Source organism: Saccharopolyspora sp. SCSIO 74807, assembly GCF_037023755.1.
Classification (GTDB): domain Bacteria; phylum Actinomycetota; class Actinomycetes; order Mycobacteriales; family Pseudonocardiaceae; genus Saccharopolyspora_C; species Saccharopolyspora_C galaxeae.
The window spans coordinates 3,907,086-3,922,039 of record NZ_CP146100.1 but is presented as its reverse complement, the minus strand read 5'-3'; the positions used below and the strand labels follow the sequence as shown (position 1 = coordinate 3,922,039).

Below are 14,954 nucleotides of genomic sequence, written 5' to 3'. Positions count from 1 at the left end.
GTCGCCGCCACCGACGACTTCTGCGGCAACTGCGGCAGCTACTTGGGTTGGGACACGACGCCGCGCGCGCAGCCGGACCCGGAACCGCCGACCGAACGGATCCCGCGCCCGCAAGCTCCAGACGCCGCACCGGCCGATCCCGTGCCGCGCGACCCGACGTCAGGCGACCCCGCCTCGGCAGGGCCGGTGCGGCCCGATTCCGCAACCTCCCGCCCGGCGGCAGCGCAAGACGCAACTGCGCAGAACGCCGCTGCGGCCGCTCCCGAGGTCCCCGGCGCGGTGCAACCGGCCAAACCCGTCGCACCACGCCCGGAGCGCAGCGCCGCCCCGCCGACCGAAACGCCCGACGGCCCGCCCTGCGACTCCTGCGGCACCCCCAACCCGCCGGGCCGGCACTACTGCCGCCGCTGCGCAGCGCCCCTCGTGGAAAGCGAGCGAGCCGAACAACCGCCGTGGTGGCGCCGCCTGCGCCGCCCGCGGAGCAGGGCCGGGCCGGGCAGGATGGCGCGGCGGCTGCTCGCGCTCGCCGCGTTGGCGGCACTGCTGATCTGCGCGATCCTGCTGTACCCGGCGGGCCAATGGCTGGTGCAGGACGTGCTGGACAAGACCATGCCGTCAGCGCACTACAACCCGCGGACCTGCACCGCCGACGCCGAGGTGCCCGGCCATCCCGCCTCGAACGTGGTGGACGGGGTGACGAACAACTACTGGGGCTCACCAGCCCCCGGCGCGACCCTCGACTGCTCCTTCGACGAGCCGTACCGGCTGCTGGAGATCCAGGTGACCCCCGGTCCGTCCATCCGAGGGGAGATATTCGGCTCCCAGGCCAGGCCCAGCAAGGTGGAGATCACCGCCACCGACGCCCAGCACCGGACGACGACTCTCGAGGAACCGGTGGACGCGAACCCGAAGGAACCGGCCAAGATCAAAACCCGGCTCAACGACGTCGTCAACGTCCGGATCCGGGTGCTGGAGGCCGCCAACCTGACCGAGGGCAAGCACGTCGCGGTGGGCGAGATCCAATTCGTCCGCCGCAACTGAAGCGCTGGCACGTGGCCGCTGACGGGCTGCGCGGCTACGGCGGCCTGTCACCCGGCCCCTGTCACGGTGTCGGCACTCCGCCCAGCTCGTTCGAGACCAGATACGCCAGCGTCACACCTCGCCCCAACGCGAACCCGCTGTTGTAACCGGTCCCGGTCGTGGTCAACGCCGCGCAGGACCCCACCGCGTGGAGACCGTCGATCACCTCGCCGCCGGCGGCGAGGACGTGGCCGTCCCCGTCGATGCGCACCCCGCTCGACCCGATCCCGGTCCCGACGAGCTTCAGCCGCAACCCGTGGAACGGCGGCTCCACGAGTTCCCCGAGCACCGGGCACGGCCGCTGGTCCGGGTCGCCGGCGAAACGGTTCACGTAGGTGACCGTTCCCCGGCCGAAGTCAGGATCCACGCCCCGCGCGGCGTTCGCGTTGAACCGCGCCACGGTGTCCGCGAACCGCTCCGGGTCGATGCCCAGCTGTTCGGCCAGCGCGCGCGGCGTGGGCGCCGAACTCACCCAGCCCTCGGGGTAGGTACCGCCCGGCGGAGTGGCCGCCAAGCCGTACTTGCGCCGGTGCTGGTCGTCCCACACCAGGAAGAACGGCAAATGGCGGTCTTGCGGGTCCAGGGTCTTCGAAACGATGTCGACCCAATAGGAGTCGTTGCAGAACCGGTTCCCGCCGCTGTCCACGATCATCGAATGCGGCATCGCGTACTCCGGGCCGTAGCCGTAGCCGGTGCCGACCTGGGAACGCCATCCCGGCAGCATCGGCACGCTCGTCGCCGGGATGCGGGCGATGTCCGCGCCGACCTGCCGCGCCAGCTTGATCCCGTCGCCGCGCAAGCTCTCCGGGGCCACGCTGCCGAAGTCCTCCGGATCCAGACCGACCATCTCCCGCACGAGCTCGGGATCCCAGTCGTAGGTGCTGGTCGCCAACACCACCGGACCACGTTCCTGCACCGGTCCGTCCGGCCCGTCCGCGCGCACGCCGACGACGGCTGAACCCTCCCGCAGCAACTCGGTCACCGGGGTCGACCTGCGGATTTCGACGTTGGGCTCGACGCGCAACCTGGCCAGGAAGCTCGCCACCACGCCGGTGCCGAACGTCAGCGGGTCACCGCCGTCGTGCGTCCGCGCCCGTTCCGTCCCGTCCGCCAGCCCGAACGCCGGCACGCCCGCGTGGGTGCCCCGCTCCTGCTCGGCCTCGTCGACGTAGGCCGCACGCCTGCCTTTGGCCAGCATGTCGTCATAGGTGGTACCGACCGGGAAGTACGGGCTCACGCGCATCAGTTCGCGCCACTCACCCAGTTCGGCGCCGTCGACCAGGTCGTTGGTCAGGTACCTGCCCTCGGGCAGCGCCCCGTCCGCTTCGTTGTGGTAATCGGCCAGCCCCGGAATCACCTTCCACCGGATCGCACCGACGTCCTCCCAGTACCGGATCGCCTGCGGCGCCGTGTTGATCCAACGCAGCATCGCCTTCTCGTCCAGCGCATCGGGATCGGCTTGCGCGATGGCGCGCACGTAGCGCTCGGTGAGCTGCTTCGAGTCCTCGATCCCGTCCCGGGCGGCGACCGGGTTCGCCCCGCACCAGACCTGCCCACCGGAGTACGCAGCAGCGCCGCCCACCAGGTCCGCCGACTCGAAGACCACCACCCGCCTGCCGTGCAGGGCCGCGCCGAGCGCGGTCGCCAACCCGGAAAGCCCCGCGCCGACCACGATGATCGGCTCCTGAGCAGCTCGCCCCACCATCCCCGAACCTCCCGCGCCGTTGCAGCAGTCCGGGCGAAACTATAATCATCATTATACTGGAGTCAACACGTGCCGCGGGCACGGAGCGGCGCCACCGCGGAGACCGGGAAATGCGGAACCGCCGGCAAAACCGGAAAGATCGATGCGCCGGAAAGATCGGGAAACTGGGAACGATCCGCGATGGCCGAAGCCGAAAAAATCGCGCCGCCGCCGAATCGGAATTCAGGCGGCGGCGCGACTGCAACGAGCCGGAAATGCAGATATCAGGTGGCGTCGTCCTGGCTGCGCGCCTTGGCACTCGCCGCGGTCGCGTCCTGCTCGGAATCCAGCGACGACGGCCGGTGGTCGATGTTCGACGCCTCGTCCAGCCCCACGCCCTGCAAGCCCTGCTCGTCGAGCTTCTTGGCCTTGGCGCGGTCCTGAGCGCGGCAGATCACCAGCGCGATGACGAACAACAACACCAGGCACGCCGCCAGCACCAGCATCGAGAACGGGTCCTGGCCCGGGGTGGCGATCGCCGCCAGCACGAACAACCCGAACACGATGCCGCGCCACCAGCTCTTGAGCTTGGCGTAGCTGACCACACCGGCGCGGTTGAGCATCACCAGCACCAGCGGCATCTCGAAGCTGATGCCGAACATCAGCACCATCAGCAGCACGAAGTTGATGTACTTGCCACCGGTCAGCGCGGTGAAGAACGAATCGCCGCCGAAGCTCGTCATGAAACCGAGCCCCTCGGGGACGACGTAGTAGGCCAGCACCGCACCGGCGACGAACAGCAGGGTCGCCAGGCTCACGAACGTGCGGGCGTACTTGCGCTCCTTGGAGTACAGGCCGGGCGTGATGAACGCCCACAGCTGGTACAGCCACAGCGGACTGGTCAGCACGGCACCGACCGCGATACCGACCTTCAGCCGCAGCATGAAGACCTCGAAGGCCTCCGTCTGCAGCAGCCGGCAGCCGCCGCCCGGGCTGAACCGCACGGTCTCCGGCAGCTGGCAGTACGGGCCGATGAGCAGATCACCGAGCGTGGGCAGCCCGAACAACGAGTTCGAGAACCAGATGAACCCGAGGATCCCGCCGAGCACGAGCCCGAAAGCCGCCCAGCCGAGGCGGTAGCGCAGCTCGTAGAGGTGGTCGACGAGGGTCATGGTGCCGTCGGGGTTGTGCCTGCGCCCCCACCGACGGCGGTCACCGCGCCACGGGTTCAGACGGCGCAACGGGTTTGCACTCACTGCGCGTTCCGTCCCCGATCAGTTCTTGGAATCTTTGCGCTGCGCCTCTTCCGGGGAGGACGCGTTCACCGGCGCGCTGGCCTCACCGGCGGTGAGCTGCTGCGGCTCTTCCTTGGAACCGTCCTTCTTGGCCGCTTCCTCGTCCTGCTTCATGCCGCGGGCCTCGGCCTTGAACACGCGCGCGGACTGACCGAGCGACCGGGCCATCTGCGGCAGTTTGGTGGCACCGAACAGCAACACCAACACACCCACGATGAGTACGAGTTCCCACCCACCTGGAATACCCATCAGTGCACACCTTCCTTGGGGCTTCCTGCCAGCGCAATGGTACGCGGGCAGGACAAGCGATCATAGGGCCGTCAAGCGGCTCCGTTCCGGCGTTCGGATACGGCCACCCGGAGTCCCGCGGCTCGTGCTTTCAGCATTCCGGTCCGATCCGCCAGGTCGGAGACGACGCGGCGTTGCACCGCACGCGCCCGGCGCAACGCGCCGAACAACCGGATCAGGAAAGCGAGCAGGAGTACGACTCCCAGCACCAGCAGCACGAGGCTCCAGATATATGGCACACGATCACCGTAGCGCGTTCAGTCCGCCGGTAGGTGACGTGCCCGCGCCAACGCTGCTTCGCAACGTTGCCGGATTTCCTCGGACAGCTCGCGCGGCTCGACCACCCGGCCCCTGCCGCCCAGCCCGAGCACCAGCCGCACCATCCAGGACCGGTCCGAGTAGCGCATCCGCACCCGGATGCGGCCCTGCGGCGACTCGCTGAGCTCGTCGACCGGGTAGTACTCGCTGATCCAGCGCGCCTCCGGATCGAGCTCGAGCACCGCGCTGGGCTGGTCCGGCATCGGCCGGAACAACCCCTCGGACAGGTCGGTCTGCTCCGCCTCCGCGGGTGGCCGCGCCGCTTCGGCGAGCTCTTCGACAGCGTCGATCCGGTCCAGCCGGAACCGGCGCACCGCACCCGCCGAGCGGCACCACGCTTCCAGGTAGCTGCGCCCGTCGACCAGCACCAGCCGCATCGGGTCCACGGTCCGCTCGCTGATCTCGTCCCGCGAAGCCGTGTAGTACCGCATCCAGAGCGCGCGGCCCTGCGTCGCCGCCCGTTGCACCGCCTCCTGCACGCCGGGGGCCATCGGGCCCTCCCGGCTCGCCAGCCCCACGACGACGCCCGGTGGCTGCGCCTGCCCGACGGCGTCCTCCACCTTCGACAGCGCGCGCTGGACGACTTCGGTGTCGGCGATGCCCGGCGTGTCCGCCAGCGCCCGCAGGGCCACCAGCAGCACGGTCGCCTCCGAAGAGGTCAGCTGCAGCGGCCGCCGCATACCGGCGTCGTAGGTGACCGTGATCGTCTCCCCCTCGAAGGAGAGGTCGATCAGGTCGCCCGGCCCGTAACCGGGCAGCCCGCACATCCACAGCAGCTCCAGGTCGCGCCGCAGCTGCTGCTCGCCCACTCCGAAGTCCGCGGCCGCGTCGGCCACCGGAATCCCCGGCCTGCTCAGCAGGTACGGCACCAGCGCCAGCAGCCGCGGCAGCCGTTCCGTGGCGCTCGCACTCATCCGTCCACCTCCGCACCGCTGAAGGCGGCCACGGTCCCCAGATGCGCTTCGTGCACCGACTTGCGCAGCACGTCCGGCTCCAGCACGACCACGTCCGGCCCGTACCCGGCGATCCAGGACGCCGCCGAGTCCGGGTAGAACAGCTCGATCTCCAGCACGTCTCCGTCGACCCCGTCGAGCCGCTGCTGCCCGACGACGCTCGCGCGCCGACGCAGCCCCTGCGCGCGGCCCTGCTCCACCCACAGCCGGGCGGAGGTGGCGGGCGGCGGATCCCGGTCAACGCCTGCGACGAGCTTGAGCAGGTCCACGTCTTCCGGCCGGGAGACGGCCCCGGCTCGGCCGGAAGCCTCCGGCCGGTCGGTGATCCGGGACAGCCGGAAGCACCGCGTCGCTTCCCGGTCCTGGTCGTGCCCGACCAGGTACCAGCGTCCGCGCCAGGAGACCACGCCCCACGGCTGCACCGTGCGCGTGCGCGGCTGCGGATCGTTCGGGCGCCGGTAGTCGAACGAGACCACCCGGCCGGACTGCACCGCCGCCAGCAATGCCGGGAAAGCAGGCTCGCTGGTACGTACCCGCGGCTCAATCGCCCCGGACGCCCGCTCGTCGACCTCGACCCCGGCGGCCCGCAGCTTCAGCAGCGCTCCGCGTGCGGCGCCGGTGAGCTCCGGCGAGTCCCACAGCCGCAGCGCGAGCGCCACCGCCGCCGCCTCGTCCGGTTCCAGTCCGATGTCGGCGAGTTCGTAGTCGCGCCGGGCGATGCGGTAGCCGTCGACCGAGTCGAACGCCGAGTTCCGCCCGATCTCCAGCGGCACCCCCAGGTCCCGCAGCTCGGACTTGTCCCGCTCGAAGGTCCGGTAGAACGCCTCGTCGGTGGGTGCATCGGCGTAGCCCGGGACGATCCTCCGGATGCCCTCCGCCGTGAGGTACTGGCGGGTGGACAACAGGCACAGCACCAGGTTCACCAAGCGTTCAGCACGCGCAGTGGCCACCTTGAAACCCTAGCTCCATCGCAGTTGATCAGACCTTTCGGGCACGACCGCGAAAAGCGCCGCCGCCTCGCACCGCCTCGGCCCCCCAAGCAGGCACGAACAGCCATCGCCACCTTTCCACGGCCGCCCGCCTCCACAGTGGCTGAAACGGCGAATAATTTCACTCCTCTCTGAAATTCCGGCAACGACGAAGTCGCTCGTCGGCGCCGACCGACGAATAGGGTGCGCACATGACCGCACCAGTCCTGTTGATCACCGGGGCGTCCCGCGGCATCGGTGCCGCGACCGCGCGAGCCGCCGCGCGCGCCGGCTACCGGCTGGCGCTGCTCGCCCGCTCCGCCGAGTCGCTTACGGAACTCGCGCAGGAAATCGGCATGGGCAATGCGCTCGCGCTGCCGTGCGACGTCACGGAGTGGCCCGAAGTCCAAGCGGCCGTGCAGCGCGCGGAAGAGCACTTCGGCCACCTCGACGCCGTGCTCGCCAACGCAGGCAGCAGCGTGCCCACCTCCTTCCTCGGCTCCGAGGGAGCCGATCCCGAACAGTGGCGGGAGATGACGCTGATCAACGTCCACGGCACCGCCATCACCGCCCGTGCCGCGCTGCCCGCCCTCGTCCGCAGCGGCGGGCACCTGCTGCTCACCGGTTCGGTGGCCGGACGCGGCATCCGGCCGGGCAACCTCTACTCGGCGACCAAATGGGCGGTGACCGGGATGGCGCAGAACATCCGAGCCGAGTGCGTCGGCACCGGAGTCCGCGTCACCCTGCTGCAACCGGGCCTGGTGGAGACCGGGATGAACACCCCGGAGCAAGCCGACCGCCCCAAGCTGCAGGCCGCGGACATCGCCCGAGCCGCGCTCTACGCCCTCGACCAGCCGGAGACCGTCGACGTCAACGAGATCCTCATCCGGCCGACCGGCCAGCATCCCCTGCGCTGAACCGAACCGCGGACCAGCCCGCGGCGAGTGGAGGGCCACGCACCGGCACACGCGACCGAGCGGTGAACTCCGGGCTGACGACCATGGTGGACTCCTCTGCTCGAACTGACTATCGCCAGTCTATGCGAACTCGCGTTCGAACATCGGCATTTCCGGTCCGCTTCACCGGATCGTGTCCGCGACCGGTGCTCAGCCGGCACCGGACCGGCCCGGCTACAACGAGCCGATCAGCCGCTCCACCCGCTCGTCGATCGCCCGGAACGGGTCCTTGCACAGCACCGTGCGCTGTGCCTGGTCGTTGAGCTTGAGGTGCACCCAGTCCACCGTGAAGTCCCGCCCGGCGGCCTGCGCAGCGGCGATGAAATCCCCGCGCAGCTTCGCCCGGGTGCTCTGCGGCGGCGTGTCCTTGGCGGCCTCGATCTCGCCGTCGTCGGTCGCGCGATCCACCAGGTCCTTGTGCTGCAACATGTCGAACAGCCCGCGCCCGCGCCGGATGTCGTGGTATGCGAGGTCGAGCTGGGCGATCCGCGGGCTGGACAGCTCGAGCCCGTGCTTGGTGCGGTAGCGCTCCAGCAGCCGGTGCTTGATCGCCCAGTCCACTTCGCGGTCGATGCCCGAGTAGTCCTGCGTCTCCACCGCGTCCAGCGCCCGGCCCCACAGGTCGACCAGCCGGTCCGTCATCGGATCCGAGCCGCGCCGGGCCACGTGCTCGACCGCCTTCGCGTGGTACTCGCGCTGGATGTCCAGCGCGGACGCCTCCCGGCCGCCCGCCAGCCGGACCGTGCGGCGCCCGGTCATGTCGTGGCTGATCTCGCGGATCGCCCGGATCGGGTTGTCCAGGGCGAAGTCCCGGAACTGCACGCCGCTCTCGATCATCTCCAGCACCAGGTGCGCGGTGCCCACCTTCAGCAGCGTGGTGACCTCGGACATGTTCGAGTCGCCGACGATCACGTGCAGCCTGCGGTAGCGCTCGGCGTCGGCGTGCGGCTCGTCGCGGGTGTTGATGATCGGCCGCGAGCGGGTGGTGGCGCTGGAGACGCCCTCCCAGATGTGCTCGGCGCGCTGGGACAGGCAGTACACCGCACCGCGCGGGGTCTGCAGCACCTTGCCCGCACCGCAGATCAGCTGGCGGGTCACCAGGAACGGCAGCAGCACGTCCGCGATCCGGGAGAACTCGCCGGAGCGGCCCACCAGGTAGTTCTCGTGGCAGCCGTAGGAGTTGCCGGCCGAGTCGGTGTTGTTCTTGAACAGGAAGATGTCGCCGCCGATGCCCTCGTCGGCGAGCCGCCGCTCGGCGTCCACCAGCAGGTCCTCGAGGATCCGCTCACCGGCCTTGTCGTGCGTGACCAGTTGCGTCAGGTCGTCGCACTCGGCGGTGGCGAACTCGGGGTGCGAGCCGACGTCGAGGTAGAGGCGCGCCCCGTTGCGCAGGAAGACGTTCGAGGAACGTCCCCACGACACGACCCGCCGGAACAGGTACCTGGCCACCTCGTCCGGGGAGAGCCGCCGCTGCCCGTGGAAGGTGCAGGTGACCCCGAACTCGGTTTCGATGCCGAAGATCCGCCGCTGCATGTCTCCACAGTAGGCGCAACGGCGGCCATCGGCGGTCCGCCGTTCGGGCGTGGGTAGCGTCCGGGGCGTGCACGAGTGGTTTCGCAAGATCGTCCAGCGGGCCGACGCCGCGGACCGGCAGCTGGTCGGGCGCAGCGCGGCGCTGCCCCGCAACATCGCCGACCCCGGCCTGAAAGCCCTGAGCACGGCCGCGAACCACAGCGTGCTGTGGCTGTCCGCCGCAGCTGCGCTGAGCCTGCGCAACGGGCCCGCGCGGCGCGGTGCGCTGCGCGGCGTGGTCGCCATCGCCGCCTCCAGCGCGACCACGAACCTGCTGGGCAAACCGTTGTTCCCGCGGCGGCGCCCTGCGGCGCGCCTGGTTCCGCGGCACCGCAGGTTCAGCGACCCGCCACGTTCCTCGTCGTTCCCGTCCGGGCACGCCGCGTCGGCTGCGGCGTTCGCCACAGCGGTGGCCATGGAGTCGCCCGCGCTGGGGCTCGCCGTTGCTCCGATCGCCACAGGGGTCGCCTACTCCAGAGTGCACACCGGCGTCCACTGGCCGACGGACGTGCTCTGCGGCAGCGCGATCGGGACCGCGACCGCTTGGGCGACGCGGCACTGGTGGCCGCTGCGCCCGGACACCACCGCAGCGGTGCGCCGTCCGGCCGAAGCGCCCCGCCTGCACCGCGGCGAAGGCGTCCTGATCCTGATCAACCCGGAATCCGGTGACGGCTTCTTCGACGCCGAGCACTGGGTCGGCACGCACTGGCCGGCCGCCAAAGTGGTACGCCCGGAGCCGGACGCCGACCTCGCCGCCGGCCTGGAGGCCACGCTGGAGCGGGAAGGCGGCTCCGTGCGCGCGCTCGGGGTGGCGGGCGGCGACGGCACCGTCTCCGCGGTCGCCGCCGTCGCCACCCGCCGGAACCTCCCGCTGGCGGTGCTCTCGGCAGGCACGCTGAACCACTTCGCGCGGGACACCGGGGTCGCCGATCCCGGCGCGATGGCCGCGGCCGTCGAACGCGGCAGCGCCGCCCGCCTCGACCTGGGCGGGATGGCCGTGGACGACCGTCCCACCAGGTGGTTCCTCAACACCGCCAGCCTCGGCGGCTACCCGGACATGGTGCGGTTCCGGGAGAAGTGGTCGCCGCGCTGGGGAAAGTGGCCCGCGGCCGCGGCGGCCCTGGTGCGCGTGCTGCACGAATCCACGCCGCTGGAAGTCGAGCTGAACGGGGTCCGGCGCCGCGTGTGGGTGCTGTTCGTCGGCAACGGCGCCTACGAGCCCCGCGGTTTCGCGCCGACCTGGCGCCCGCGGCTGGACAACGGGCGGCTGGACGTCCGCTACGTGCGCGCGGACGCGCACCTGTCGCGGCTGCGGTTCGTGCTCGCGGCGTTGACCGGAGCACTGCACCGCAGCCGGACCTACGTCGAGCGCGAGCACCGCTTCCTGGACGTCCGGGTGCTCGGCGCACCGGTGGCGGTGGCCACCGACGGAGAGATCGGGCAGCGCGGCAGCCACTTCGCGTTCACCGCGCACCCCGACGTGCTCACCGTCTACCGGCCGTTGTGAGCCTCACCCGCGCTGCTCGGCACCGCTGCCGTACTCCCGGGTGAGGACTTCGAGGATGTGCCCGTTCGGGTCGTCGAAGTAGAAGCCGCGCCCGCCGTCGCGGGTGTTGATGGTGTCCGGCTCGGTGTGGTGCGGATCGGCCCAGTACTTCAGGCCGCGCTCGGTGACCCGGCCGAAGATCTCGTCGAACTCGTCGTCGCGGACGAGGAACGCGTAGTGCTGCGAGGTGATCGCACCGTCGGCCGCGGCGACGTCCAAGGTGACCGAGTTCTCCGGCTGCACCATGAGGAACGGGCCGAAGCGCTGCGGCTCGGCGAGCCCGAGCACTTCGGTGAAGAACCGCGCGGTCGCGTCCTGGTCGCGCGCGGCGACGATGGTGTGGTTGAGCTCGACCATGGTCGGTTTCCCTCCTCGGCGGGCTTTCAGGGCACCGACCACGATGCGAGTTCGACCGCGGTGGAAGTCAATGCGGCTACTTGCCGCTGCCCGACCCCTTGTCCTCGGAACCGTTCTTGTCGTCGTCCGAGCCCTCGGAGTCCTTACCGGACTCCTTCGGCAGCAGCGCTTCCAGCGCCGCACCGGAGATGCGGCGGAACGTCCGGTGCGGCCGCTCCCGCTCCAGCAACGCCACTTCGAGCTGCTTGCTGCCCAGCTCCCGCGAGTTCTCCCCACCGGACCCCAGCGCCTTCACCGCCACCTCGACGGCCGGGCCGAGCTCGAGCCCGTCGGAGAAGGAATCCTTCAACGTCGAAGTGATCGCGTCGGCCTGCCCGCCCATCACGACGTACTGCGGCTCGTCGACGATCGACCCGTCGTAGGTGAGGCGGTAGAGCTGGTCGGTCTCGGCGGTGGCGCCGACCTCGGCCACGCAGATCTCCACCTCGAACGGCTTGATCTGCTCGGTGAAGATCGCACCGAGGTGCTGGGCGTAGGTGTTGGCCAGCGCGCGGCCGGTCACGTCCCGGCGGTCGTAGGAGTAGCCGCGCACGTCGGCGATGCGCACGCCGGCGACCCGCAGGCTCTCGAACTCGCTGTACCGGCCCACCGCGGCGAACCCGATCCGGTCGTAGATCTCGGAGACCTTGTGCAGCGTCGTGGACGGGTTCTCCGCGACGAACAGCACACCCCCGGCGAATTTGAGCACCACCACGCTGCGCCCCCGCGCGATGCCCTTGCGGGCCAGCTCGGAGCGCTCCCGCATCAACTGTTCGGGAGAGGTGTAGAACGGCATCGTCACAGCAGGCACTCCTGGATCGAATCGTTCGGCGCGCCGGCGCCGCGGGGGTACGACAACGTGCGGAGGCGACCTCAGCCGCCGGGGTTCTCCTGACGGCCCTGGACGACCTGCTCGGCGACCGCCGCGGCCCGCTCGTCGGAGAGCCGGACCGCGCCCTCGGCACCGGTGATCGTCACGACCGTCGGATAGATCTGCCGGGAGAGGTCGGGGCCGCCGGTGGCGGTGTCGTCGTCGGCGGCGTCGTAGAGCGATTCGACCGCGTTGCGCACCGCCGAGTCCACGTCCGCATCCGGATCGTGGCGCTTCTTCAGCGCCGATTTCGCGAACAGCGAACCGGAGCCGATGGCGTGGTAGCCGACCTCCGGATAGCGGCCGCCGGTGATGTCGTAGGAGATGATCCGCCCGGCCCGATCCGGGTCCTCCGCGGCGGTGTCGAAGCCGACGAGGATCGGAACCACCGCCAGTCCGGCCATCGCGCCCTGCAGGTTCCCGCGCAGCATCGCGGCGAGCTTGCTCGCCTTGCCGTCCAGCGAGAGCGGAACGCCTTCCAGCTTCTCGTAATGTTCCAGTTCGACCGCGAACAGCCGGCCCATCTCCAGCCCGATGCCCGCGGTTCCCGCGATGCCCGCGGCCGAGTAGGCGTCGGTGACGTAGAGCTTGTCCACGTCGCGCTGCGCGATGACGTTGCCCATCGTGGCGCGCCGGTCACCGGCCAGCAGCACACCGCCGCGGAAGGTCAGCGCGACGATCGTCGTGCCGTGCGGAGCCTCGGTGGTTCCCTCCGGCGCGGCCGCCGCCCGGTTGCCCGGGAGCATCTCCGGTGCGGTGGCCTGGAGGAAGTCGGTGAACGACGAGGACCCGGACGTGAGGTAGGCGGCGGGCAGTGCCGAACCCGGGGAGTTCCGGGCCGAGCTGGATTCCATCGGCGACATCGTCTCCTCGAAGTGACGGGCCGTCCCGGCGGCACGAGGCCGCTGCGGGGACCGTGCGGGGAGGCCCGGGCCCGGGCCTCCCCGCACTCTAATCATGATCGGGTCCTCGAGCGAAGACCGCCGGACCGTGTCATACCGGCCCGGCGGTGCCGCCCCGGGCGGTTACTCGCCGCCCTTCTGCACGTACGCCCGCACGAAGTCCTCGGCGTTCTCCTCCAGGACGTCGTCGATCTCGTCCAGGATGGCGTCGACGTCTTCGCCGAGCTTCTCGCGACGTTCCTGACCGGCGGCTTCCGGACCCGATTCCTCGTCGTCGTCCCCGCCGTCGGGCCGCTGGACCTTTTCCTGGGACATCTCGCCTCCCGGTGATCGTCCTTGGATGTCCGTCCCTCCGGATGCCGGTACCGCCACCGGTGCCGGTGCCCGATTCGCCCCGGTTAACCCGATCAGCCTCGGACGTGGTCGCCGGACAAGGACATCCTGACTGAACAGTACCCAGCAGAACCCCTGTTCGCCCACATCCGAAGGGGCGGCGTCGGATCTTTTCCCGGAGCGCGGAACCGATCCGGAGTCGTCGGTGCCGAGCCGTTCGGTGCTGGGCTGTCCGGTGCCGGGCCGTTCAGCCGCGGGTGAGCGAGTCGACGAGCTCCTCGGCGCTGGAGGCGGCCTCCAGCAGCTCGCCCACGTGCGAGCGGGTGCCGCGCAGCGGCTCCAGCGTCGGGATGCGCACCAGCGAGTCCCGGCCCAGGTCGAAGATGACCGAGTCCCAGGACGCCGCCGCGACCGCCGCCGGGTAGCGCTCCAGGCAGCGGCCCCGGAAGTAGGCGCGGGTGTCCTCCGGCGGCTCGGTGACCGCCGCGCGGACCTCGTCCTCGGTGACGATCCGGCGCATCGAACCGCGCGCGACCAGCCGGTTGAACAGGCCCTTGCCCAGCCGCACGTCGGAGTACTGCAGGTCGATCATGTGCAGCTTCGGGGACGCCCAGCCGAGGTTGCCGCGTTCGCGGTAGTTCTCCAGCAGGCGCAGCTTGGCGGGCCAGTCCAGCCGATCGGCGCAGTCCATCGGGTCGCCGCCGAGCAGGTCCAGCACCTCTCCCCAGGTTTCGAGCACTTCGCGGCCGACCTGGTCGGGGTTGGCCTCCAGGTGCTGCGCGGCCCGCTCGTGGTAGGCGCGCTGCAGGTCCAGGCCGGTGAACCGGCGCCCGTCGGCGAGCTCGACCACTTGGCGCAACGAGGGGTCGTGGCTGATCGCGTGCACCGCCTGCACCGGATCGGCCAGCTTCAGGTCGTCGAAGCGCACCCCGGACTCGATCATGTCCAGCACCAGCGCGGTGCTGCCGACCTTCAGGTAGGTGGAGGTCTCGGCGAGGTTGGCGTCGCCGATGATGACGTGCAGCCTGCGGTACTTGTCGGCGTCGGCGTGCGGCTCGTCGCGGGTGTTGATGATGCCGCGCTTGAGCGTGGTCTCCAGCCCGACCTCGACCTCGATGTAGTCGGAGCGCTGGGACAGCTGGTAGCCGGGTTTCTCCCCCGCCTGACCGAGCCCGACCCTGCCGGAGCCGCACATCACCTGGCGCGACGCGAAGAACGGCGTCAGCCCGGCGATGACCGCGGTGAACGGGGTGCTCCGGGCCATCAGGTAGTTCTCGTGGGTGCCGTAGCTGGCGCCCTTGCCGTCCACGTTGTTCTTGTACAGCTGCATCTGCGCGGTGCCGGGCACGCTGGCCGCCTTGATCGCGGCCTCCTCCATGACCCGCTCACCGGCCTTGTCCCAGACCACCACGTCCCGCGGGTTGGTGACCTCGGGGGCGGAGTACTCGGGGTGCGCGTGGTCGACGTAGAGCCGGGCGCCGTTGGTGAGGATGACGTTGGCCGCGCCGAGGTCGTCGCTGTCCGAACCGTTGTTCTGCGACGCCTGCGCACCGAGGTCGAAACCGCGGGCGTCCCGCAGGGGCGACTCCACTTCGTAATCCCACCGCGCCCGGCGGGCGCGCGGGATGTCCGCCGCGGCCGCGTAGGCGAGCACGATGTGGGTGGAGGTCAGCACCGGGTTGGCCGTCGCGTCGCCCGGCACGACGATGCCGTACTCCACCTCTGTTCCCATGATCCGCCGCATACCTGGAAGCCTACGGGTTCAACGGCGCTGAGCAGAGTTTCCGGCGAT

General features: G+C 70.5%; 15 protein-coding genes. 3 read left to right on the top strand and 12 right to left on the bottom strand.

The window, feature by feature from the left end; genetic code table 11:
• The first annotated feature begins 423 nt into the window (after positions 1–423).
• On the top strand, positions 424–1,041 hold the full coding sequence (locus tag V1457_RS18035) for a discoidin domain-containing protein (protein ID WP_200069687.1): 618 nt from the start codon (positions 424–426) through the stop codon (positions 1,039–1,041).
• Between the two features lie 61 nt (positions 1,042–1,102).
• Here V1457_RS18035 and V1457_RS18030 read toward each other — a convergent pair whose 3' ends face one another.
• From V1457_RS18030 to V1457_RS18005, 6 genes are all read right to left on the bottom strand, one after another.
• Positions 1,103–2,785, bottom strand: coding sequence for an FAD-dependent oxidoreductase (locus tag V1457_RS18030; RefSeq protein WP_338595701.1), 1,683 nt, complete (start codon positions 2,783–2,785; stop codon positions 1,103–1,105).
• Positions 2,786–3,048: 263 nt separating this feature from the next.
• Positions 3,049–4,020 (bottom strand): twin-arginine translocase subunit TatC, encoded by a 972-nt coding sequence (tatC, locus tag V1457_RS18025; RefSeq protein WP_307849978.1) that lies wholly within the window; start codon positions 4,018–4,020, stop codon positions 3,049–3,051.
• 18 nt (positions 4,021–4,038) lie between these two features.
• Entirely contained in the window at positions 4,039–4,308 is a 270-nt protein-coding gene (tatA, locus tag V1457_RS18020; RefSeq protein ID WP_200069689.1) for a Sec-independent protein translocase subunit TatA, read from the bottom strand.
• Between the two features lie 71 nt (positions 4,309–4,379).
• Entirely contained in the window at positions 4,380–4,586 is a 207-nt protein-coding gene (locus V1457_RS18015) for a bacteriophage holin (protein WP_200069690.1), read from the bottom strand.
• Between the two features lie 18 nt (positions 4,587–4,604).
• Positions 4,605–5,579: a YafY family protein gene (locus tag V1457_RS18010; RefSeq protein WP_200069691.1), complete on the bottom strand. Its 975-nt coding sequence runs from the start codon at positions 5,577–5,579 to the stop codon at positions 4,605–4,607.
• On the bottom strand, positions 5,576–6,568 hold the full coding sequence (locus tag V1457_RS18005; RefSeq protein WP_200069692.1) for a YafY family protein: 993 nt from the start codon (positions 6,566–6,568) through the stop codon (positions 5,576–5,578). Before V1457_RS18005 ends, V1457_RS18010 begins: the two co-directional genes overlap by 4 nt.
• 230 nt (positions 6,569–6,798) lie before the next feature.
• Here V1457_RS18005 and V1457_RS18000 point away from each other — a divergent pair, with 230 nt between their 5' ends.
• Positions 6,799–7,503: an SDR family oxidoreductase gene (locus tag V1457_RS18000; protein WP_338595697.1), complete on the top strand. Its 705-nt coding sequence runs from the start codon at positions 6,799–6,801 to the stop codon at positions 7,501–7,503.
• 213 nt (positions 7,504–7,716) lie between these two features.
• Here the strand turns inward: V1457_RS18000 and pafA are convergent, their stop codons facing one another.
• Entirely contained in the window at positions 7,717–9,075 is a 1,359-nt protein-coding gene (pafA, locus tag V1457_RS17995) for a Pup--protein ligase (RefSeq protein WP_200069694.1), read from the bottom strand.
• 67 nt (positions 9,076–9,142) lie between these two features.
• Here pafA and V1457_RS17990 point away from each other — a divergent pair, with 67 nt between their 5' ends.
• The gene (locus V1457_RS17990) at positions 9,143–10,621 is read left to right on the top strand and encodes a phosphatase PAP2 family protein (RefSeq protein WP_338595696.1); all 1,479 of its coding nucleotides are present in this window, start codon (positions 9,143–9,145) and stop codon (positions 10,619–10,621) included.
• A 3-nt stretch (positions 10,622–10,624) separates the two neighbouring features.
• Here the strand turns inward: V1457_RS17990 and V1457_RS17985 are convergent, their stop codons facing one another.
• The 5 genes from V1457_RS17985 to dop all read right to left on the bottom strand — a co-directional run bounded on the left by V1457_RS17985 (position 10,625) and on the right by dop (position 14,906).
• A complete protein-coding gene (locus tag V1457_RS17985) occupies positions 10,625–11,017 on the bottom strand; it encodes a VOC family protein (protein WP_200069696.1) in 393 nt (130 codons plus the stop codon).
• A gap of 76 nt (positions 11,018–11,093) precedes the next feature.
• Positions 11,094–11,858 carry a proteasome subunit alpha gene (gene prcA, locus V1457_RS17980; RefSeq protein ID WP_338595694.1) on the bottom strand — a complete coding sequence of 255 codons (765 nt, stop codon included), beginning with the start codon at positions 11,856–11,858 and terminating at the stop codon, positions 11,094–11,096.
• 71 nt (positions 11,859–11,929) lie between these two features.
• Positions 11,930–12,781: a proteasome subunit beta gene (gene prcB, locus V1457_RS17975; protein WP_200069698.1), complete on the bottom strand. Its 852-nt coding sequence runs from the start codon at positions 12,779–12,781 to the stop codon at positions 11,930–11,932.
• A 171-nt stretch (positions 12,782–12,952) separates the two neighbouring features.
• A complete protein-coding gene (locus V1457_RS17970; RefSeq protein ID WP_200069699.1) occupies positions 12,953–13,144 on the bottom strand; it encodes a ubiquitin-like protein Pup in 192 nt (63 codons plus the stop codon).
• Positions 13,145–13,409: 265 nt separating this feature from the next.
• Positions 13,410–14,906 carry a depupylase/deamidase Dop gene (gene dop, locus V1457_RS17965; protein WP_200069700.1) on the bottom strand — a complete coding sequence of 499 codons (1,497 nt, stop codon included), beginning with the start codon at positions 14,904–14,906 and terminating at the stop codon, positions 13,410–13,412.
• Between the last annotated feature and the right edge of the window lie 48 nt (positions 14,907–14,954).